Genomic DNA, 20,129 nt, shown 5'->3' on the forward strand with positions numbered 1-20,129 from the left:
TCGATGCCTGCTGCCTTCTCAAGCGAATGCGATTTGATGCCGGTCGCATTCTCAAGCGAACGCTCCGTGAATAAACCAGCGCATGGAGCCGGTGGCCGGATTGACCCCGTCGCCGAGGCGGAAGAGCCAGTAACGGCCGCCCGTCTCGGTCTCGACCTGATAATAGTCGCGGACGGTGAGATGGGTTTCGCCTTCAATCCCGCCCTCGCGCCACCATTCGCCCTGCAGTCGTTCGGGTCCGTCGCCCTGCGTGACCCGGTAGCGTTTGCGGCGCCAGATGAAGAGGCGCGGCGCATCATCGGGAAGCAAGGCGACGACATCGACCGGTTCGGGCCGCGCGAGCATACGCGACGGGCGCGGCCAGTCGCTCCAGCTCTCGCCTGTCTCGGGCGCGAGCGCGGGGAGGGCGGCGACCGAGCGCTCGGGCATCGCGCTCGGTCGCGGCGCCGCGCGCTGGAGCGCGCGCTGCCCGAAGCGGTTGGCGAGCGTGTCGACTAAGGCGGGAAGATCGGGTCCGCGGCGTCCGATATTTTCGAGCGCGTCGGCCTGGCTCCCTTGCTGCCGCTCCGCGAGCGCCGCGATGAGCGTCATCGCCTCGATCCCGAGACCGGGATCGACGCTCTCGATCCGCGCGGCGAGCAGTTTCGCAAGATGCCTGGGATCGCGCGAAGGCGAGGCGGTTCCGATACGGATGGCCTGCGTCTGCCCATCGACGCGGTGGAAATAGCAGTCGAGGCGCCGCGCGCCCGTTCCGGCGCGGTTGAGCTGGCCTGCGATATCGTGCGCAAGGTCGCCGATCACCTGCGCCAAGGCATCCGCCGTCGCGAGCGGCTCCATGAAGCCGCGCCTGGCTTGCGGCAGCACTTCGGGGAAGATCGGTTCGATGGGCTCTGGGAGCGTGCCGAGTGCCTGGTCGAGGCGGCGATGCAGTTCGCGTCCGAACCGTTTAGCGAGCGGACCGCGGGGACTTCCGATCAGCTGCTCGATCCGCTCGAAGCCGAGTTTGCGCAGGCCTTCGACATCGGCGGACGGCAGGCGGAGCGCTGCGACGGGAAGGAGCGCGATCGCCTTGCGATGCGCTCCGGGTTCAACCGTGACGGGCCGCCCGGCGGGGACATGGCGGGCGGTCGCATGCGCGCAGCCGGCCGTGTCCGCGACCGCAATTTGCAGGCTGAGACCGAAGGCTGCGACGCGGCGGTGAAGATCCTTGAGCAAGGCTCGCTCGCTGCTGAAGATAGCCGCGCAGCCGGTAATGTCGAGCCAGAGCCCGTCGGGCGGATCGGGCGCGACAATCGGCGAATAACGCTCGCCTGCCCAGAGGGCGAGGCGCCGCAGCCCGTCGAGATCGGCTTCGGGCTCGCCGTCGACGACATCGAGCTCGGGCGCGAAAGCCCGCGCTTTCGTGATCGTCATGCCCGTCTGGATGCCAAGCATCTGCGCCTCCCGGCACGTCGCCGCGACGATACGCCGGCCATGGTCGGGGATCGCGGTGACGAGCGGGCGGGGCGGGGCGCTGCCGTCAGGCTGCAGCTTGCGCATCTTCCTGCGCAGCCGGTCGGTCGACCAGTGCGGCAGGAAGAGCGATACGACCCGTCGCATCGCAGCCCTCCACGATCCAGTTGTGCGGATTGCCGCCGCGCGCGCGCTCGAGCGCGACGCGCCAGCGCGCGCGTCCGATCGCGGGGATGCCGAGATCCTCGGTCGGACTTGCGGTAATACGCCAGCGGGTCACGGCGGCGCTGCCTTCGGCAGGCTCGCCGGCCTTGCAGGCGCGGCGGAAGATGAAGGCGGGGACGCCCGAGGCTTCGGCGGCAAGCTGCAGCCGCTTCGAAGCGGTTGTGCTGTATTTCTTCACCTCGCCGACGACCCCAGCGAGTCCCGGATGGCGGAGGCACTCCTCCATCGCGAGGAGGACGTTGGTGTCGCTACCCGCTTCGACATGAATCAGCCGGTCGGGATGCAGTCCGGCTAGATAGAGCGCGGGGGCGAAGAGATCACGCCAGCGCAGGCACCAGAAAACCGGACCGTCGCTCCTGGCGAGGATACCGGCAAGGAAGATCGTGGCGCTCGCATCGTCCGCCAGTTCGGGGCTGCCGGCGAGTTCGTGGAGCGCGCCCATGGCGATTCCGCGCGCGGGAATTCGCGAGTCGAAATCCTCGATGCCGAACGGGATGACGTCATGGCGCGCGCCAACGCCTTCGATTTGCGCGATTTTGGCACGAATTTCTTCAAGGACGGCGGACTGGCGCATAGGTGCGGATAACTCGGCAGGCTGGTCTTATGTTCCTTCTTTGTTCTCATTGCCTGCTCTTCGTCAAGGCGCGCTGCGGCGAAGCGGTATCATCGCTGTGGATGAAAAGCCGGAAAGCGAGGGTGCCGGGGGTTTGCCGCCGGGCGGAGATACGAGTCGGCGGTGCGGCGTGTTGAAGGGCGGGGCATCGCGCCGGGACCCGGGGGGACCGGGCGTGGAGCGGGGGTGGGCCGGGCAGCCGTGAGCCCGGCTATCGCATCCCGAGCCATGATTTCCGCTGAAACCCATCGGCTCCCGTTGCATGGGACCTTTCCCTCATTGGCTGCCTGATTGCGGGGCTCGGCTCGCCTAATGCCGTCAACCCCTTGGCAGGGGTTCGCCCTCGCATGCGCTCGGTGACGGCGGCTCACGGCCCCTCCTTCTGGCGCCATCGGGGATGGTCCCCGAGCATCAAAGGAGACTGAACATGGGTACCACCATCGGAAATCTGACCCTCAAGGATGACGGCAGCTATGAAGGCACGCTCGCGACCCTGATGGTCACCGTGCCGATCGCAATCGTCCCGAACGGCCGCAAGATGAAGGAAAGCGAGCCCGATTTTCGCGTCGTCAGCCGGCGGAACGGATTCGAACTCGGCGGCGGCTGGGTGAAGACCGCACGCTCGACCGGCGCCGAATATATCTCGGTGTCGCTCTCCGCCCCCGAACTCGGCGAGATCTTCTGCAACGTCGCGAACGCGCCGGGCGACGATCCCTCGAAGAAGGTGCTGATCTGGAACGCCCCCGGCAACTGACCGGACAGCATCGCGGCCCCGCCTTCGGGCGGGGCCGCATTCGCATGTTCGCATCACGCTTTGTCGGGCGCGGCCTCTATCGCGTCGAGAATACCTTCCAGCTCCTGCGACATATAGCCGCCTTCGTCGCTGGCGCGGTGGACCAGGTTGCCTTCGTCGCGGATGCGGACGAGCGAGCTGAGCGCCTGGCGCAAATTGTCATCCATCGGGTCGGCCTTTTCAGTCGAGCGGAGCGAAACAAGCCTGTGCGGCAACATCGGTCCGCCTCATCATCGGGCAGCCATCGCCATATTTCAACGGCAACCGGGAGGAGGGGCATGGCACGGCTACTGCCGCCGCGGCACCAGTCCCGCTCTCGATTGCCGCTATTCCCTTGGCCGAGGCCCGGCCTCCTACAGTCAACCCTTTCAGGGTCCCGGCGCAAGCTTGGGCCGCGGCTTTGCCGCGGTGACTGCGGCCTGTCCCCGTCCGGCGGGGCGACTGTCGAGCGGGAATGGTCCCGCTCCCGATGCAGGAGCCCCGATATGTCGCTTTCCACCGCCCAATCGCTTGGCTGGAACCTTGCCCGCACGATGATGACCATCATCGTCCTGATTGAAACATCGGCTGGATATTCGGTCATGCCGCTCGACGAGTTCGACGGCGATCCCGCTTGCATCGTCTGCGAATATGACCCGTTCAATCGCTGACATCGCGCAAGATTTCGCTCCAAGGTGGACCCGGTTCCGGTTTCACCTTCGGGGCGATTTCGCTATGCCCGCCAGGCAGATTGCGCTGTGGTGGTGGTGGAGAGCGCGTCCGACAGGAGGACGCCCGTGACCTTCATTCTCCTCCTCGGCGGCGCGGCCGCCATCTATATCGCCATGCTGATGTTTCGCCTCGCTGCGGTGGCGCTTCCGCTTTACGCCGGCATCGGCATTTCGATTTACCTCATCGGCCGCGACTTCGGCTATCCGGCCTCGATCGCGGCGGGATTGCTGGTGGGAGCTCTCATTCTCGTTGCCGGACGCGCACTTTGCGCTGTCCTGCCGCCCTACTATCGCGCGATCGTCGCGGGAGCATTTGCCGGTCCCGCCGGCTTTGCCGGTTATCAGGCCGCGAAGGGGCTGGCCGGGCTCGCGATCGGCGGAGGATATGCGCTTGAGGTGCTCGGATTTGCAGGCGCTCTCGCGGCAGCCGTTGCAGCCTGGCGGGGGCTCGGGACAGCTGGGAGGCATCGCACGCGCGACGGAGCGATCGGCACGACTTGAGCCTGATTTCATGAATCAAACCGGGTCCGCTCAAATACCCGAACTCGCGTCGAAGCCTCGCAGCATCACCGCACCAGCCCGGCCTCCGATCTGCGCCATCTGCCGGCAAGACGCTGACGCTGGATCGCTGGCCGCAACGGCGGGCCCGCGACTTTCTTCCCCCGGCGTTCCGCCGTTCCTCGCGAGCCAAGAAACTCTTTGCCCGCCGTCCTCCGCTTCGCTTCGGGCCTGGCGGCTGCGGCGCGCTCCCTTGCCGGCGGTCGATGCGCATCGAGGCCGCGCTGGTGCGGCCCGACATGCAGCAAAGGACATCGTCATGAGCAAGATCGGCAGCTTCAAACTCGCCTCGGGTGAATATCAGGGCGAGATCGTCACGCTTTCGGTGCAGGCCAGATCGGTCCGCATCACCCCCGAGCAGAACCACAGCGGCAACGCCCCGAGCCACCGCGTCTTCGTCGGCGACGCCGAGGTCGGTGCAGCCTGGGCGAAGACGAGCCAGGACAAGCGTCCCTATCTTTCGGTCAAGCTCGACGACCCGAGCTTCATCGCCCCGATCTTCGCGCAGCTCTTCGCTGGCGAAGAGGGCGAATATGACCTGGTCTGGAGCCGTCAGTCCCGCCGCGGCGACAATTAATGCCGCACCATCGCCCGGCTTCGGCCGGGCGATGTTACATCCAGATTGAGGGCTTTAGCGTGCGTAGCTCGGACATTTTTGCGCTAAGCCCATGATGTATGCGCCGGTAACCACGCCGCCATTGGCGGGCCAAAACCGGCCGAAAGCGGCGGTTTATTCTCCTCAAACGGGTCGGAGGTGCGAATGGATCAGGCAGTCGGATGGCAGTCGCCATATTTTCCGAAAATATTCGAGCGATATGATCGTGCGGACTTCGCGCAGGAATTCCTGCGGCGAAGCCCCGCCTATCGCAGCAGCTATGCCGCCGCCGCGGCGGCGCCGGGCGCCGACCGCGCGCGACTCTTTCGGCGGCTTGCCAGCCGCTGGGGGTTGGTCTTTCGCCTTCGATCCTGATCTTCCCGCCGCGGCCGCACCCGCCCTGTGGCGGCCGCAGGCCTGCGCCTTCGTCACGATCGCACGGCCGGCGCCCAAGGGCTTTGCCGCGCTGCGCCTCGCCGAGATCGTCGGCGGACCCGAGATTGCCGCCGAGCTGCTCTCGTACCGCGACTGGCATATCGTCCTGCTCGCCGGCGGACGGCGCTATCGTCTGCTGATCCGGCGCTGCCGCGCGAACGAGCGGCTGGCGTATCTCACACCCGCCGATGGGCAGGCCGGCCTCCGTGCCTCGCTGATCATGGCGCTGCACCGTGAACTTCTCGATACGGGTGGCACCCGTCCCGCGCCGGACAGCGTCCCGGGCGCGACCGAGCACTGGCGCCTCGTCCAATGGCTTCGCCTTCTCGACGCCATGGCCGAGGGCGCATCGGCCCGCGACATGGCGGCGGCGCTGCTGCTCGCCGAGGCGCGCGACTATTCCGCCGCCGAATGGGACGCATCGAGCGAACGTCGCCGCATTGCGCGCTGGCAGCGCGCCGCCGTTGCCATGCGCGACGGCGGGTTCAACGCGCTGCTCGGCGCAGCCTGATCGGGACATTCCGACGCCCTTCGCTTTGTCCGTTCCGAATCCTCCGCTTGATTTTCCAAGAACGCCTCCTCGTTCCTGAACCCTGATCCGGGTTCCGGTCCTTGGCAGGAGGCCCCATTGTCCGATCGTCCCACGCCCGTTGTCGCCCGCTATCTGAGGACACCGGAAGCAGCCGTCCACTTGAGCCTCTCGGCGGCGACCCTCGAGAAGCATCGCTGCTACGGGACCGGGCCGCGCTATCACAAGCTGGGCGGCCGGGTCGTCTATGCAATCGCCGACCTGGACGCCTGGGCGGCGATCGGACGCAAGACATCGACGTCGGATCCCGGCGTTGGCGATATCTCGCCGCTGCGCCCGGGTCGCCGCTGATGCGCGCGCGAATGGCCTCGGCTTTGCCGTCGCCCATGCCGGCGGCCGCCCCTCCGCCTGTCGGCTTCCGGTTGCCCGCAAGCGGCCTGACCGACGTCGAGCTGACCTGGATCGAGGGCCGTCTCGAACAGCAGCTCCGCTTCGGGCGGGTTGCCGCCGAGCGATCCGGCGGTCCGCACAAGCGCATCGCATCTTTCCGACCGGGGGCGAGCTTCGGGCTGATCGGCTGCACCGTGAACGATCTCGGATACGTGTTCTGGAGCCTTGCCATCATCAGGGCAGTCGCGCCCGGTGCGCCCTTTGGTACCCATCCGGGTGTTCGACCGGGAGGGGAAATTCTTCTCAGCCTTTCCAACCCCGAACTGATCCGCGCGGTGTGCCGCGAGATCGACATGATCGAGGCCTCGGGCGTCGATGTGTGCGACGTGTCGCCCGATCACTGGCGCCATATCGGGCAGCGGCTCGCCGCCGCGCTGCCGTTCCGCTCCTACTCGGCCGAACGCCATGCCGCGTGGCTGCGCCGCGGCGAAGCCCGGCCATGAACCGGCGGTGGCTCCGCACGACCGCGGCCTGCGGCGCGCTATCTTGCGGGCTGTTCGGCGCGGCCGCGATCCTCGCGCCGCAGCCGCGGCTCATCTGGAACGCGAGCGCCAGTGTGCCGACCGGGCTCTACGCCATCGACGTCGGCGCTCAGCCTTCGCGCGGCGACCTCGTCGCCATTGCGCCGCCCGCGCCGCTCTCTGCCTGGCTTTCGGAGCGCGGCTATCTGCCGCGCGGTGTGCCGCTTCTGAAGCGCGTCGCCGCAACGAGCGGCGCGTTCGTCTGCCGCAGCGGCGTATTCGTCACGATCGACGGCGCGCCTGCGGCGCGCGCGCGATCTGCCGACCGCATGGGACGAACGCTACCGCTCTGGCTCGGCTGCCGCCGGCTGGGGCGCGGCGAGCTCTTCGTCCTCGGCCTGTCTCCCGACAGCCTCGACGGCCGATATTTCGGGCCGCTCCCGGCATCCGCCGTCATCGGCACCGCGCATCCCATTCTCACCCGCGACGCCTCCGGCGCGCCGCTTCGCTGGCGCCGTAACGGCGCGCGGCATTCCACCAACTTGCCGGACAAGGAACAGACATCATGATGATCGGAAGCTTTCAGACCGCAGGCGACGGATATGCAGGATCGATCCGGACCCTCCAGCTCGACGCAATGATCGCGATCGTTCCGGCTGCGCCGTCCGACGCGGAAAACGCGCCCGGTTGGCGGGTGCTGCTCGTCGAGGCCGACGATGGCGTCGAGATCGGAGCGGGCTGGGACCGCAGCGGCGAGCGCGCCGGTTCCTATATCGCGCTGCAGATCGGCGACCCGGCCTTGCCCGCGCCGCTGCGCGCCAATCTCATTCGCTCCACGCGAAACGAGGATGAATATCATCTCCTGTGGTCGCGCCCGGCACCGCAGGCGAAGGGCTGAGTGATGCGGCCTTCGGCTCGCTCGGCGCGCTTCCGCGCCATGCGCCTCGCCGCTGCCGCCTTGCTGGCGCTCGCGGCGCTGCCTGCCGGTCCGGCGGCAGCCCGTGAGCAGGCTGCCGCCGCGCCTGCCGCTCATCCTTATGCACCGCATGTGAGCGAGGCTTCGCAGCGGTTCGCCATTCCCGAGGCATGGATATGGCGCGTCATGCACGTCGAAAGCCGCGGCCGATCGCGCGCTGTGTCGCACGCGGGGGCGATGGGATTGATGCAGATCATGCCCGCGACCTGGGCCATGTTGACTGCGCGATATGGGCTGGGACCGGACCCCTTCGATACGCGCGCGAATATCCATGCGGGTGCAGCCTATCTGCGCATGATGTGGGACCGATATGGCGACGTCTCGCTCATGCTCGCCGCCTATAATGCGGGTCCCGGCCGCGCCGACGCCTATGCGGCAGGACGGCGCCGACTTCCCGCCGAGACCATCGCTTATGTTGCCGCGATTGCTCCGGCGATCGGCGCATCGGGCGTCGCTTCGCTCGCCCCCGCGCCGACACCGACGGCACCGTCCTGGCGCAGCGCTTCGCTGTTCGCCGAACGCCCCGGCGACGATGCGGCTGCGCAGCCCGGTGCAGCTCCGCTGCAATCCGGGCGCAGCGCAAATGCAGCGGAAGCTGCATCACCTCGCGCGCCTGCGGCGCTCTTCGTTCCGCTTTCCGGCCGCGACCAATGACGCATCGCGCCTCGCCTTCGATGGCTTGCCGGGACCTGTTGGCTCGGGGGTTTTGGCTCGTCGGGGAGGAAAAGGGGGCATGGCAAGATAAAAGACCGGCCAGCTCGCTGGCGGTATGTGGTTGGTTTGTATCGGCTTTTGCGTATGGCACATCGTCCGCCGCGCCATATTTGATGCGGGATACGTCTTCCTTTCAACGGCTTGCCGTCTGGCACGCAGTCGATGAGCGGTGACGACAATGATTTCCGGGTCAGGCCGGGACGGGGGAGAGACGCGGGGGCGGGTTCTGCTGCCCGCGGCAAGCGGCTCGCGGCGGAAGTGCGGCGCGCGGCCGCGCGTTCCGGCGCCACGCGGCTCCGGCGCGCCGGGCCTTCGCGCGGCGGGACCGGCCGCCACGGGCGCGGTCGCCGGGCGCTTGCGGTCATCCGGCGCGGCGCGGCGATGCGCCGTGTCACCGTGATGGCGCGGATCGTCCGGCATCGCGGGGCGGGTTTTCGCGCCGCCCCGCTCGGACGTCACATAGCCTATCTCGAACGCGACGGCGTGACCCGTGACGGACGCGACGCCTCTATGTTCGATGCCGCCGGCGATGAGGCCGATCGCAGCGCCTTCGCTGAGCGCTGCGGCGGCGATCGTCACCACTTCCGTTTCATTGTCAGTCCCGAGGATGCGGCCGAGCTTGGAGACCTGCGCGGCTACACGCGCGACCTGATGCGCCAGCTCGAGATCGATCTCGAGACGCGCCTCGACTGGGTTGCGGTCGATCATTGGAATACCGACAATCCGCACATCCATGTCCTGGTGCGCGGCGCCGCCGCAGACGGCACCGATCTCGTTATCGACCGGGGCTATATGGCAGAGGGTGTGCGCGACCGCGCGTCGGAGATCGCGACTTTGGAGCTTGGCCCCAAGAGCGAGCTTCAGGTCGATGCGGCCCTGCGCCGCGAAGTCGAGGCCGAGCGCTGGACCAGCCTCGATGCCGAACTCGCGCGGCGATCGCGCGAGAATGAAATCGTCGACCTCCGTCCGATCGCGGGGCGCGAGGCGGGAACCAACCAGCACCTGTTGGGGCGCGTCGCGAAGCTCGAAGCGCTGGGGCTCGTATCCCGGGTCGGCCCCGCCCAATATCTCATCGATCCGGCGGCCGAGGAGAGGCTTCGCGCCATCGGGGAACGCGGCGATATCATCAAGACCATGCACCGCGAGATGTCGGCGCGCGGGATCGCATTCGATCCTTCGGCCCTGGCAATCGGCGAACAGGGCGAACGGGCAGTCATCGGCCGCCTCGTCGCACGCGGGCTCGACGACGAACTCGCGGGCTCCGCCTATGCGATCGTCGACGGGGTGGATGGCCGAACCCACCATATCCGCTTTCCAGACCTCGAGTGGACTGGCGACGCAAAGCCTGGCGCGATCGTCGAACTGAGGCACTGGGACGGCAGCGACGGCGCCCGCCACATGTCGCTCGCGGTTCGCTCGGATCTGCCGCTCGGCGAACAGGTCGAGGCGCGCGGCGCGACCTGGCTCGATCGGCAGCTTGCCGCGCCCGATCGGTCGATGCGCTCCCAAGGCTTCGGCCGCGAGGTCCGGGATGCGATGAAGGCGCGCACCGCCTTTCTCGAGCGCGAGGAATTATCGCCGCGCGGCATGGAGCGCCAGTCGTCCCGTGAGCGGATCGAGATGCTCCGCCGCAGCGAGATCGACGCAGCGGTGGACGCGATTGCGGCGCGAACCGGACTCGAGCATCGGCCATCGGCGCCGGGCGAGCATGTGAGCGGCATCTACCGCGAGCGCGTGCAGCTCGCCTCGGGACGCTTCGCGATGATCGACGACGGGCTCGGCTTCCAGCTCGTGCCCTGGCGGCCGGCGCTCGAGCCGCACCTCGGCAAGCATATCAGCGGAGCCGCGACGGCGACCGGCGGCATCGACTGGTCGCTCGGCCGCGGCCGCGGGATCGGCATCTGACCGGACAGGAGAAGACCCATGAACGACCGCATCCTCTGGGGGCAAATCACCGTCATCTTCCTGATCGTCCTTGGCGCGGTTTGGACCGCGACGCAGTGGACGGCATGGGAGCTTGGCTATCAGGCGGCGCTCGGCGACCCCTGGTTCTACCTATCGGGCTATCCCGTCTATCCCCCGCCGGCCTTCTTCTGGTGGTGGTTCGCCTTCGATGCCTATGCGCCGCCGGTCTTCTATCGCGGCGCGGCGATCGCCGCCTCGGGCGGCTTCCTGTCAATCATCGTCGCCATCTTCATGTCGATCTGGCGCGCCCGCGAGCGTCGCCGCGCCGAGACTTACGGCTCGGCGCGCTGGGCGAGCGAACGCGAGGTTCGCGCCGCCGGCATGCTCGGCGAGGACGGGGTGATCATCGGGCGGCTTGGCAAACGCTATCTGCGCCACGATGGCGCCGAGCATCTCCTTTGCTTCGCGCCGACGCGGTCGGGGAAGGGCGTCGGCCTCGTCATCCCGACGTTGCTGACATGGCCCGGCAGTTGCATCGTCCATGACATCAAGGGCGAGAATTGGGAGCTTACCGCTGGCTTCCGCGCGAAGCACGGCCGCGTGCTGCTCTTCGATCCCACCAACAAGGCCTCGGCCGCCTATAATCCGCTCTTCGAGGTCCGCCGCGGCGAGTGGGAGGTGCGCGACGTGCAGAATGTCGCCGACGTTCTCGTCGATCCCGAGGGCAGCCTCGAGAAAAGAAACCACTGGGAGAAAACGAGCCATGCGCTGCTTGCGGGCGCAATCCTCCATGTCCTTTATGCCGAGGAGGACAAGACGCTCGCGGGCGTCGCCGCCTTCCTGTCCGACCCGCGCCGCCCGATCGAGACGACGCTGCGGCGCATGAAGACGACGAAGCACCTCGGCACATCGGTCCACCCGGTGGTCGCGGCAGCGGCGCAGGAACTGCTGAACAAGAGCGAGAATGAGCGGTCGGGCGTGCTCTCGACGGCCATGTCCTTTCTCGGCCTCTACCGCGACCCGGTCATCGCCGCTGTCACCGGATCGTCCGAATGGCGGATCGCCGACCTCATGGAGGATGATGTCCCGGTCTCGCTCTATCTCGTCGTGCCGCCGGGCGACATCAGCCGAACCAAGCCGCTGATCCGCCTCATTCTCAACCAGATCGGGCGGCGCCTGACCGAGGAACTCAACCCCGCGGCGCGGCCGCGCCGGCTGTTGCTGATGCTCGACGAATTCCCGGCGCTCGGGCGGCTCGACTTCTTCGAAAGCGCGCTCGCCTTTATGGCTGGGTACGGCATCAAGGCTTTCCTGATTGCCCAATCGCTCAACCAGATCGAGAAGGCCTATGGCCAGAACAACGCGATCCTCGACAATTGCCATGTCCGCGTCAGTTTCGCGACCAACGACGAGCGAACCGCCAAGCGCATATCCGACGCACTCGGGACCGCCACAGAACAGCGCGCGATGAAGAATTATGCCGGCCACCGGCTCTCGCCATGGCTCGGTCACCTGATGGTATCGCGTACCGAGACGGCCCGCGCCTTGCTCACGCCCGGCGAGGTGATGCAGCTCCCGCCCGACGACGAGATCGTGATGGTCGCGGGTCTTGCGCCGATCCGGGCGAGGAAGGCGCGCTATTTTCTCGATGCCCGGTTTCGTGCGCGGATCATCGCGCCGCCGGACCGAAAGGACAGTCCAATGAAGCCGAATGATTGGAACGACCCGAATGCAGGGGCGACGGCGCCTGCGCGGCCTGCCTTACCAGCGCCCGCGGCGAAGGAAGAGCCCGATAGCGGGAGCGACGCGGCGAACGGCGGGATCCGCCAGGAGCCCGAGCTTCCCCCGCATGAGGATGTCTTACCGCCAAGCCGCCCGGTGCAGGGCGAGTTCGACTATGCGGACGACGACGCGCAGGCCGACGCAGCCCGCGCCCGGGCGGCTGCTGATCGCCGCCTGTCGCGCGCGGCGCGCAATGCCTCGCTCGATCCCGGTGACGGGATCGACCTGTGAGCCGCGCTCATATCAAGCAGACGTTCCGCCTCGACGCTGGTCTGGTGCGAAGCGTGGAAGATCGGGCCCGGCAGCGCGGCACCACCAAGACCGAGGTCGTGGAGGCCGCGCTTACCGCCTTGTTGCTACCCCAGGATCAGGACCGGGCCGAAGCGCTGCTGATCCGCCGCCTCGACCGCTTGGTCCGCCTCCTCGAACGCCTCGAATGGCATACCGACCTCACCAACGAGACGCTGGCGCTCTTTGTGCGGCATTGGCTGACCAGCACGGCTCCGCTCCCGGACGACGCGCTCGTTGCAGCGCAGGCGACCGGCAAGCGGCGGTGGGAGGGATTTATCGATGCGCTCGCAAAGCGGATGGACGGCGGCGCCAAGCTGGCGGCAGAGTTGAGCCGCGGAGATGCTCAATCGGACCCGGCGAGGAAATAGGCGCGGAGGCGGTGGGACACGTCGGGGTTGAGTTCGACGAAGACGCGGCGACCATCATAGAGATCCGGTTTGCGCCGGATGAGGTTGGCGTCGCAGAGCTTTTGACAGAGCCGAATGGCGCTGCTCATGGGAATGCTGGGTGTAACGCATAGCGAGGTCACCGAGATCGGCTTTCGCTCGCATTCGTGGATGAAGAGATCGATCAGCATCTCCCACGCCGGATCGCCGAAGAGCTCGGGCGCGCCGAGCAATTGTTGGCGGAGCAGCCGTCGCCGCATCGTCGCCCGTGCGTTGGCGAGCGCCAGGTCCTCGTCGTCCGAGGTCTGCTGGCTGCCAGGGCTTCGGAGGGTGAAAGGTGCCGCCGCCTCGCGAATGGCCGTCGGATCGCGACTGATGAGGTGATGTGCGTAGGCGGCGGTGACGATGATATGGTCGAGCACCTCGATCCCCAGCGATCTGCCAATCTGGTCAAGGCGCCTCGTCACTTCGATATCTTCCGCGCTTGGGCTCGGATCGCCGCTCGGGTGATTGTGGACGAGAATGATGGCGGCAGAGTTCACCTCGAGGGCACGGCGAAAGATGGTTCGCGGATAGAGGCTGATCTGGGAAGTCGTCCCGCGCTGCATCTCTTCGTCGGTGATCAGGCGGTGCGAAGAATCAAGAAACAGGATGCGGAAGCGCTCGTCCGCAAGGCTGCCCATCGACAAGATCAGATACTGTCTGACCTCAGCTGCGAACGGATCGATGCGAATTCCGCGGATGTCGGAACTCGCCGCCGCGATTGCGGCGTCGCGGGCGTGCAGGATGAGGGATGCCACGGGAGAATTGCTGCCGACGATTCTCGCTATGGCCTCGGGCTCTTGCGCCCACAGGCGGCCGAGCGACTGGAATTCGTCTAGGAGGGCGTTGGCGAGTGCTGCCCCTTGTCCCGGGGCTGCGATTTCCACGAGATGTGCCAGGACGGATCGCTGCCGCACTGCTTCAGGCGACGCTGGTGATGCCAGGTTGCAAGGATTAGCAGGGGTGGCACCAGCCAGGACGATGCCACCTGCATCGTCAGATACACGACAGGACTGATGGAGAGGTCCACGGCTCGGCTCAGGTGAGCGAGCAGGGGCAAAGCATGAAGTATCGCCGCGGGAATGGTCCAGAAGCGGTATGCGACCATCGCCAGGGCAAGCGTCGCTAGGGCTCCAAATGCGTCTTGCGCGAGATAACCAATATCGAGCACATGATAGGAGACCAGCCCAGAAGCGACCAACAAGCGATCCCAGACCACGATGGTAACGGCTATCCCGACCATCGCCCGCTCGGGTCCGCCACCCTTCCGCGCCGCATAGACGAGAGCGATCAGCAATATCGTGGCGAAAATGGCTATGCGCATTCTCGTGACTTTTCATGCGGATCGCTCTCGGTCAATTCGCTTCACGCAGCCGAAGAAAGCGGAACGACCTTCGTGCCGGCAACGGATGGGCATTCGCGCAGATCGTACCCGGCCGTTTCCTTGCCGATCTCGGCCAGCTCATTGTGCGCGCGAAGAATGCTGCCGCTGACCTTGACGAGCGACATCTGCGCCTCGACCAAGCGTATGATCGTTCCTTGGCCCGTTTTCGCCGGTGCGCCGATCGCGCGCCGGGCCATAACGACGCTGGTGGTGAGCGAAGCCACGGCAATCAGCGCGTCGTCGATACTTCCCTCGGCATTTGGGACGTCGCGATGCAGCCGGGCCGCCATTGCGGCAATATTCTCAGACATAGGTTCTCCTTCGCCGAAGCCGCAGAGCCTCAGCCAATTGGACCGATTTCAAGAGAGGTCAGTTCTGGATCAGCTGGTTCAGCGCTTGGGCAACGCCGAGACCACCCAGGACAATCCAGACCGCAGCGGCAAGTCCGGCGAGATAGATCCAAAGCCGGTTTGCCGAATTATGATCGCGCTTGAAAAGACCTCTGAACGGCGGGCGAATTCCCGATGACCCGCCCCGCAACGCCGAACTGTCGTGCAGTTCCATGAGGTTGGGCGAGCCGCCGTCCGGAAACTCGGATCGCACCAATGCCGGCGTCGCCGGAACCTCCACCGCGTCGTATGTCACTCGGTCGTATTTCTCCTTCATCTGACGGTAGATGAAGGCGGACTCGTTCCGGTCCTGCGCGCCAAGTGTGTCGCGCGCCAGATTCAACCGCTGATCGACGGTGTGCTTCGAAATATCGAGAAGCCGGGCGATCTCTTTCGAGGTCTTGTGCTCGATGAGCAGGTCAAGGCACGCGCGCTGCTTCTTTGTCAGGCGGTTCCATCGAGCTTCGTCGTCAAGTGGGTGCGACCCCGAATCATTCATGTTTACATGATTGTCGAAATAGCGCCGCGCGCAAGCATCATCGGAGTGAGTCGCGGTAAGATGGCTGCAGACCGAGCCGGCTGCATAGGCAATGGCTAGTCATTCTTTCCGATGGTTTGACGCGCGTAAATCCCTGTTGAAGCCGGGACTTTTCTGCGTCTCTTACTCGTCCCCGTCGAGCCGGGCGCCGTTGCCCGGACCAATGAACGGGGACTCCGATGGGCGCAGCATCGACCGGCAATGAGCCGCAGGCACGCGGCGCGCGCATGCTCCGGACCGCGCTTGGCGGCGCCATCGCCGAATGGCTTGCCGACCCCTCGGTCATCGAGATCATGCTCAACCCCGATGGCCGTCTTTGGGTCGACCGGTTGGGCATCGGCATCGCCGACAGCGGCATCCTTCTTGCCGCCGCCGATGGCGAACGCATCATTCGCCTCGTCGCGCATCATGTTGGCGCCGCGGTCCACGCTGGCTCGCCGCGCGTCTCTGCCGAACTCCCGGAGACCGGCGAGCGCTTCGAAGGGCTGTTGCCGCCGGTGGTGGCAGCGCCGACCTTCGCCATCCGGAAGCCCGCCGTCGCGGTGTTCACCCTTCACGATTATGCCACCGCCGGTATCATGTCGGACCTCTCGGCCGAGATCCTCCGCTGCGCAGTGTCCGAGCGGAAAAATATTCTGGTGGCCGGCGGTACCGGTACCGGAAAAACTACGCTTACCAACGCATTGCTCGCGGAAGTTGCGAAGACGTCGGATCGCATCGTTCTGATCGAAGATACTCGCGAGCTTCAATGCGCCGCGCCCAATCTCGTCGCGATGCGAACGAAGGACGGCGTGGCGACGCTCGCGGACCTCGTGCGCTCTTCGCTCCGTCTACGGCCTGATCGCATCCCGATCGGCGAAGTCCGGGGAGCGGAGGCGCTTGAGCTTCTGAAGGCGTGGGGCACCGGTCACCCTGGCGGTATCGGCACGATCCATGCGGGGACCGCACTCGGCTCGCTGCGCCGGATGGAGCAACTCATTCAGGAGGCCGTGGTGACGGTTCCGCGCGCGCTGCTCGCCGAGACGATCGACCTTGTCGCCGTGCTGGTACGCGACGGCACCGGGCGCCGCCTTTCCGAACTTGCCCGTGTCGATGGCCTCGACCCTGCGACCGGCCAGTTCTGCATCACCCCGCTCATCCCCGAAGGAGAAATATGATGACCCATGCCTTCCGGCATGGCGCCCGTCGCGCCTTGCTCTGCTCTACCGCGCTGTTCGTCGCGCTGGTCGTTTCCGCCCCGGCGCATGCCGGCGGTTCGTCGATGCCGTGGGAAGCGCCGCTGCAATCGATCCTCGAGAGCATCGAGGGGCCGGTCGCCAAGATCGTTGCGGTGATCATCATCATCGTGACGGGCCTCAGCCTCGCATTCGGCGACACGTCGGGCGGGTTCCGCCGCCTCGTCCAGATTGTGTTCGGTCTGTCGATCGCCTTCGCGGCGTCGAGTTTCTTCCTGTCCTTCTTTTCCTTCGGCGGCGGAGCGCTGATCTGATGGAGGAGGTTCCGGGCTTCTTCGCCCCGGTTCACCGGGCGCTCGCCGAGCCGATCTTGCTCGGCGGCGCGCCGCGGTCGCTCGCGATCGTCAACGGCACGCTTGCTGGGGCGATCGGACTCGGACTTCGCCTTTGGATCGCAGGCATTGCCATCTGGGCGATCGGCCATGCGCTCTCGGTCTGGGCGGCGCGCCGCGATCCCCTCTTCGTCGACGTCGCAAGGCGTCACCTCAAATATCCTGTCTGGATGCGGCCATGATGAACCTTGCCGAATATCGCTCGAAATCCGCCTGCCTTGCCGATTTTCTCCCGTGGGTCGCGCTGGTGGGCGAGGGAGTGGTGCTGAACAAGGACGGATCGGTGCAGCGCACGGCGCGCTTCCGCGGCCCCGATCTCGACAGCGCCACGCCCGCCGAACTCGTCGCGGTGACCTCACGGCTCAACAATGCGCTGCGGCGCCTCGGCTCGGGCTGGGCGGTGTTCGTCGAGGCGCAGCGCCTGCCCGCGAGCGACTATCCGCAATCGGAGTTTCCCGATCCGGCCTCGGCGCTGGTCGATATGGAGCGCCGCGAGCAGTTCCGGGAGGAAGGGGCGCATTTCGAGAGCCGCTATTTCCTGACCCTCCTGTGGATGCCGCCGGCCGAGGACGCCTCGCGCGCGGAAAGCTGGCTTTATGAGGGCATGGCGCGTTCGGGCGTCGCTCCGCGCGAGCATGTCGTGAGCTTCGTCGACCGGACGAACCGCGTCCTCCATCTCGTCGAGGGCTTCATGCCCGAGGCCGAGTGGCTGGATGACGGCGAGACGCTGACCTACCTCCACTCGACCGTCTCGACCAAGCGCCAGCGCGTTCGCGTGCCCGAGACGCCAGTCTATCTCGACGCGCTTCTGACCGATCAGCCGCTCGTCGGCGGGCTCGAGCCGCGGCTTGGGTCGGCGCATCTGCGGACGCTGACGATCACCGGCTTCCCGTCGTCGACTTGGCCGGGGCTGCTCGACGAGCTCAACCGGCTCGCCTTCGCCTATCGCTGGTCGACCCGCGCCATCATGCTCGACAAGACCGACGCGACCAAGCTGCTTACGAAGATCCGGCGGCAGTGGTTCGCGAAGCGCAAGTCGATCGCGGCGATCCTGAAGGAGGTGATGACCAACGAGCAGTCGGTCCTGATGGACAGCGATGCCTCGAACAAGGCGGCCGATGCCGATGTCGCGCTGCAGGAACTCGGGGCCGACCATGCCGGCATCGCCTATGTGACGGCCACCGTGACCGTGTGGGACGCCGATCCGGCGCTTGCGGCGGAGAAACTGCGTCTCGTCGAGAAGGTCATCCAGGGCCGCGACTTCACCTGCACGATCGAGGGCATGAACGCGATCGAGGCCTGGCTCGGGGGCCTGCCCGGCCATGTCTATGCCAATGTCCGCCAGCCTCCTGTTTCGACGCTCAATCTCGCCCACATGATACCCCTATCCGCCGTGTGGGCGGGGGCGGAACGGGACGAGCATTTCGGTGATGCCCCCTTGCTGTATGGCAAGACCGAAGGCTCGACCCCGTTCCGCCTTTCCCTCCATGTCGGCGATGTCGGCCACTGCCTCGTCGTCGGCCCGACCGGTGCGGGCAAGTCGGTGCTGCTCGCCACGATGGCAATGCAGTTCCGCCGCTATCTGCGGGCGCAGATATTCGCCTTCGACTTTGGCGGCTCGATCCGCGCTGCTGCGCTCGCGATGGGCGGCGACTGGCAGGATCTCGGCGGTGCGCTGCACGACGCAGAAGGCGGGGTGGCGCTGCAGCCGCTCGCGCGGATCGACGAAGCGGCCGAGCGGAACTGGGCGGCGGAATGGCTCGCCGCGATGCTCGCGGGCGAGGGCGTGGAGATCGATCCCGCGGCGAAGGAGCACCTCTGGACGGCGCTGACGTCACTCTCAACCGCGCCGGTCGGGGAGCGGACGCTCACCGGTCTGGCCGTGCTGCTCCAGTCGATCGAACTCAAGCAGGCATTGGCGCCCTATCTCGTCGGCGGTCCTTGGGGCCGGCTGCTCGATGCCGAAGAGGAAAGGCTCGGCGACGCGTTCGTGCAGGTCTTCGAGACCGAGGGACTCGTCGGCGCCTCGTCAGCGGGCGCTGTGCTCTCCTATCTCTTCCACCGCATCTCAGGGCGTCTCGACGGGTCCCCGACGCTGATCATCATCGACGAAGGCTGGCTCATTCTCGACAGCCCGACCTTCGCCGCGCAGCTCCGCGAATGGCTCAAGACGCTGCGCAAGAAAAACGCCAGCGTCGTCTTCGCGACGCAGAGCCTCGCCGACATCGAGACGTCGAGCATCGCGCCTGCGATCATCGAGAGCTGTCCCACCCGCATCTTCTTGCCGAACGAGCGTGCGCTCGAGCCGCAGATCGCCCGCATCTACGAACGGTTCGGGCTCAACGATCGGCAGATCGAGATATTGAGCCGGGCGACGCCGAAGCGCGATTATTATTGCCAGTCGCGCCGCGGCAACCGCCTCTTCGACCTGGGCCTCGGCGACATTGCACTCGCCTTCACGGCCGCCTCCTCGAAGACCGACCAGACCCGCATCGGCGAGCTCTTCGCCGCGCACGGCCGCGGCGGGTTCGCGGCCGCCTGGCTCTCCCACCGCAAGCTCGAATGGGCGGCCGAGCTGCTTCCCCCCACCGTCGCCCCCAACCAGGAGTACCCCCGATGAAGAAGAATATCGTCCGCGTTCTGGCTGCGGCGCTGCTCGCGTCCGCCGCCGGTCCGATGATCGCGGCGCCGGCGAGCGCGCAGGCCGGCGGTATCGTCCACGATCCGCGCAACTATTCGCAGAATATCCTGACTGCCGCGCGCACGCTCGAGCAGATCAACAACCAGATCAAGCAGCTCCAGAACCAGGCGACCTCGCTGCTCAACGAGGCGCGCAACCTGCAGAGCCTGCCGGTCTCGACGCTCGGCGAACTGCAGGCGCAGATCGACCAGACGAAGCAGCTGCTGAGCGAGGCCGAAGGCATTGCCTATGACGTCGCCGACATCCGCAAGGACTTCGAGCAGCGCTACAAGGGCACCGCCTTTTCGGGCCCGACGTCGGCGCTCGTCGCCAACGCCGAGGCGCGCTGGAAGGACAGCGTCGGCGCCTTCGAGGACGCGATGAAGGTGCAGGCCGGCATCGTTTCGAACATGGGCGGGACGCGGACGTCGATCTCGACTGTCGTCGGCGCCAGCCAGTCGGCCACCGGCGCGCTTCAGGCCGCGCAGGCGGGCAATCAGCTGCTCGCGATCCAGTCGCAGCAGATCGCCGACCTTGCCGCCGTCATGACGGCGCAGGGGCGCGCCGAGATGCTCGATGCCGCGCGCGCGGCCGCTGCCGAAGCCGAAGGCCGCGAACGCTTCCGCCGCTTCCGCAAGGGCAATTGAGATGGGC

The 20,129-nt window shown here is 66.7% G+C and carries 26 protein-coding genes; 19 read left to right on the top strand and 7 right to left on the bottom strand.

Going from position 1 to position 20,129, the window contains the following annotated elements; translation table 11 throughout:
* Positions 1 to 51 precede the first annotated feature (51 nt).
* Both ASD67_RS18375 and ASD67_RS18380 read right to left on the bottom strand, forming a co-directional pair.
* Positions 52 to 1,599, bottom strand: coding sequence for a DUF6504 family protein (locus tag ASD67_RS18375; RefSeq protein WP_056350323.1), 1,548 nt, complete (start codon positions 1,597 to 1,599; stop codon positions 52 to 54).
* Positions 1,520 to 2,251 (bottom strand): ImuA family protein, encoded by a 732-nt coding sequence (locus ASD67_RS18380; RefSeq protein ID WP_056350324.1) that lies wholly within the window; start codon positions 2,249 to 2,251, stop codon positions 1,520 to 1,522. The genes ASD67_RS18375 and ASD67_RS18380 overlap by 80 nt, the downstream gene beginning before the upstream one ends.
* Positions 2,252 to 2,717: 466 nt before the next feature.
* Between ASD67_RS18380 and ASD67_RS18385 the strand changes: the two genes are divergently transcribed.
* Positions 2,718 to 3,044 carry a DUF736 domain-containing protein gene (locus ASD67_RS18385; RefSeq protein ID WP_056350326.1) on the top strand — a complete coding sequence of 109 codons (327 nt, stop codon included), beginning with the start codon at positions 2,718 to 2,720 and terminating at the stop codon, positions 3,042 to 3,044.
* Positions 3,045 to 3,097: 53 nt separating this feature from the next.
* Here the strand turns inward: ASD67_RS18385 and ASD67_RS23200 are convergent, their stop codons facing one another.
* A complete protein-coding gene (locus ASD67_RS23200) occupies positions 3,098 to 3,250 on the bottom strand; it encodes a hypothetical protein (RefSeq protein WP_156377782.1) in 153 nt (50 codons plus the stop codon).
* Between the two features lie 318 nt (positions 3,251 to 3,568).
* Between ASD67_RS23200 and ASD67_RS23525 the strand changes: the two genes are divergently transcribed.
* From ASD67_RS23525 to ASD67_RS18440, 13 genes are all read left to right on the top strand, one after another.
* Positions 3,569 to 3,733 carry a hypothetical protein gene (locus ASD67_RS23525; RefSeq protein WP_200938066.1) on the top strand — a complete coding sequence of 55 codons (165 nt, stop codon included), beginning with the start codon at positions 3,569 to 3,571 and terminating at the stop codon, positions 3,731 to 3,733.
* Positions 3,734 to 3,859: 126 nt separating this feature from the next.
* Positions 3,860 to 4,294 carry a hypothetical protein gene (locus tag ASD67_RS18390; protein ID WP_056350328.1) on the top strand — a complete coding sequence of 145 codons (435 nt, stop codon included), beginning with the start codon at positions 3,860 to 3,862 and terminating at the stop codon, positions 4,292 to 4,294.
* 316 nt (positions 4,295 to 4,610) lie between these two features.
* Positions 4,611 to 4,928, top strand: a complete 318-nt coding sequence (locus tag ASD67_RS18395; protein ID WP_056350330.1) for a DUF736 domain-containing protein — start codon at positions 4,611 to 4,613, stop codon at positions 4,926 to 4,928.
* Between the two features lie 183 nt (positions 4,929 to 5,111).
* Positions 5,112 to 5,321 carry a transcriptional regulator domain-containing protein gene (locus ASD67_RS23810; RefSeq protein ID WP_082545170.1) on the top strand — a complete coding sequence of 70 codons (210 nt, stop codon included), beginning with the start codon at positions 5,112 to 5,114 and terminating at the stop codon, positions 5,319 to 5,321.
* Entirely contained in the window at positions 5,281 to 5,892 is a 612-nt protein-coding gene (locus ASD67_RS18400) for a DNA -binding domain-containing protein (protein WP_235535735.1), read from the top strand. Before ASD67_RS23810 ends, ASD67_RS18400 begins: the two co-directional genes overlap by 41 nt.
* A 117-nt stretch (positions 5,893 to 6,009) precedes the next feature.
* Complete coding sequence (locus tag ASD67_RS18405) at positions 6,010 to 6,261, top strand: helix-turn-helix transcriptional regulator (protein ID WP_054727809.1); 252 nt, start codon at positions 6,010 to 6,012, stop codon at positions 6,259 to 6,261.
* 35 nt (positions 6,262 to 6,296) lie between these two features.
* Complete coding sequence (locus tag ASD67_RS18410) at positions 6,297 to 6,803, top strand: DUF2840 domain-containing protein (protein ID WP_056350332.1); 507 nt, start codon at positions 6,297 to 6,299, stop codon at positions 6,801 to 6,803.
* On the top strand, positions 6,800 to 7,390 hold the full coding sequence (locus tag ASD67_RS18415; RefSeq protein WP_056350334.1) for a S26 family signal peptidase: 591 nt from the start codon (positions 6,800 to 6,802) through the stop codon (positions 7,388 to 7,390). Before ASD67_RS18410 ends, ASD67_RS18415 begins: the two co-directional genes overlap by 4 nt.
* Positions 7,387 to 7,719 carry a DUF736 domain-containing protein gene (locus tag ASD67_RS18420; RefSeq protein ID WP_056350336.1) on the top strand — a complete coding sequence of 111 codons (333 nt, stop codon included), beginning with the start codon at positions 7,387 to 7,389 and terminating at the stop codon, positions 7,717 to 7,719. The genes ASD67_RS18415 and ASD67_RS18420 overlap by 4 nt, the downstream gene beginning before the upstream one ends.
* 3 nt (positions 7,720 to 7,722) lie before the next feature.
* Positions 7,723 to 8,451 (top strand): lytic transglycosylase domain-containing protein, encoded by a 729-nt coding sequence (locus ASD67_RS18425; RefSeq protein WP_200938067.1) that lies wholly within the window; start codon positions 7,723 to 7,725, stop codon positions 8,449 to 8,451.
* A 222-nt stretch (positions 8,452 to 8,673) separates the two neighbouring features.
* On the top strand, positions 8,674 to 10,416 hold the full coding sequence (locus ASD67_RS18430) for a relaxase/mobilization nuclease domain-containing protein (protein WP_056350338.1): 1,743 nt from the start codon (positions 8,674 to 8,676) through the stop codon (positions 10,414 to 10,416).
* Between the two features lie 18 nt (positions 10,417 to 10,434).
* Entirely contained in the window at positions 10,435 to 12,429 is a 1,995-nt protein-coding gene (locus ASD67_RS18435; protein ID WP_056350340.1) for a conjugal transfer protein TraG, read from the top strand.
* Positions 12,426 to 12,857, top strand: coding sequence for a hypothetical protein (locus ASD67_RS18440; RefSeq protein ID WP_056350343.1), 432 nt, complete (start codon positions 12,426 to 12,428; stop codon positions 12,855 to 12,857). The genes ASD67_RS18435 and ASD67_RS18440 overlap by 4 nt, the downstream gene beginning before the upstream one ends.
* On the opposite strand, the gene ASD67_RS23530 is transcribed toward ASD67_RS18440, so the two are convergent.
* Genes ASD67_RS23530 through ASD67_RS18460 form a run of 4 tightly spaced genes read right to left on the bottom strand, consistent with a single transcriptional unit; the run spans position 12,833 to position 15,189 of the window.
* Positions 12,833 to 13,804 carry a JAB domain-containing protein gene (locus ASD67_RS23530; RefSeq protein WP_200938068.1) on the bottom strand — a complete coding sequence of 324 codons (972 nt, stop codon included), beginning with the start codon at positions 13,802 to 13,804 and terminating at the stop codon, positions 12,833 to 12,835. The genes ASD67_RS18440 and ASD67_RS23530 overlap by 25 nt on opposite strands.
* Positions 13,753 to 14,241, bottom strand: a complete 489-nt coding sequence (locus tag ASD67_RS23535; RefSeq protein WP_056350344.1) for a hypothetical protein — start codon at positions 14,239 to 14,241, stop codon at positions 13,753 to 13,755. The genes ASD67_RS23530 and ASD67_RS23535 overlap by 52 nt, the downstream gene beginning before the upstream one ends.
* A gap of 41 nt (positions 14,242 to 14,282) precedes the next feature.
* Complete coding sequence (locus ASD67_RS18455) at positions 14,283 to 14,612, bottom strand: hypothetical protein (protein WP_056350346.1); 330 nt, start codon at positions 14,610 to 14,612, stop codon at positions 14,283 to 14,285.
* A gap of 58 nt (positions 14,613 to 14,670) precedes the next feature.
* Positions 14,671 to 15,189, bottom strand: a complete 519-nt coding sequence (locus ASD67_RS18460) for a helix-turn-helix transcriptional regulator (RefSeq protein ID WP_056350349.1) — start codon at positions 15,187 to 15,189, stop codon at positions 14,671 to 14,673.
* Between the two features lie 218 nt (positions 15,190 to 15,407).
* On the opposite strand from ASD67_RS18460, the gene trbB reads away from it, so the two are divergent.
* Genes trbB through trbJ form a run of 5 tightly spaced genes read left to right on the top strand, consistent with a single transcriptional unit; the run spans position 15,408 to position 20,122 of the window.
* Positions 15,408 to 16,385 (top strand): P-type conjugative transfer ATPase TrbB, encoded by a 978-nt coding sequence (trbB, locus tag ASD67_RS18465; protein ID WP_056350352.1) that lies wholly within the window; start codon positions 15,408 to 15,410, stop codon positions 16,383 to 16,385.
* Positions 16,385 to 16,717 carry a TrbC/VirB2 family protein gene (locus tag ASD67_RS18470; protein ID WP_056352144.1) on the top strand — a complete coding sequence of 111 codons (333 nt, stop codon included), beginning with the start codon at positions 16,385 to 16,387 and terminating at the stop codon, positions 16,715 to 16,717. The genes trbB and ASD67_RS18470 overlap by 1 nt, the downstream gene beginning before the upstream one ends.
* On the top strand, positions 16,717 to 16,977 hold the full coding sequence (locus ASD67_RS18475; RefSeq protein ID WP_054727787.1) for a VirB3 family type IV secretion system protein: 261 nt from the start codon (positions 16,717 to 16,719) through the stop codon (positions 16,975 to 16,977). Before ASD67_RS18470 ends, ASD67_RS18475 begins: the two co-directional genes overlap by 1 nt.
* Positions 16,974 to 19,415 (top strand): conjugal transfer protein TrbE, encoded by a 2,442-nt coding sequence (gene trbE / locus ASD67_RS18480; protein WP_056350354.1) that lies wholly within the window; start codon positions 16,974 to 16,976, stop codon positions 19,413 to 19,415. The genes ASD67_RS18475 and trbE overlap by 4 nt, the downstream gene beginning before the upstream one ends.
* Complete coding sequence (trbJ, locus tag ASD67_RS18485) at positions 19,412 to 20,122, top strand: P-type conjugative transfer protein TrbJ (RefSeq protein ID WP_056350356.1); 711 nt, start codon at positions 19,412 to 19,414, stop codon at positions 20,120 to 20,122. Before trbE ends, trbJ begins: the two co-directional genes overlap by 4 nt.
* Positions 20,123 to 20,129 lie beyond the last annotated feature (7 nt).

Origin of the sequence: Sphingopyxis sp. Root1497 (assembly GCF_001427085.1) — a bacterium.
GTDB lineage: Bacteria > Pseudomonadota > Alphaproteobacteria > Sphingomonadales > Sphingomonadaceae > Sphingopyxis.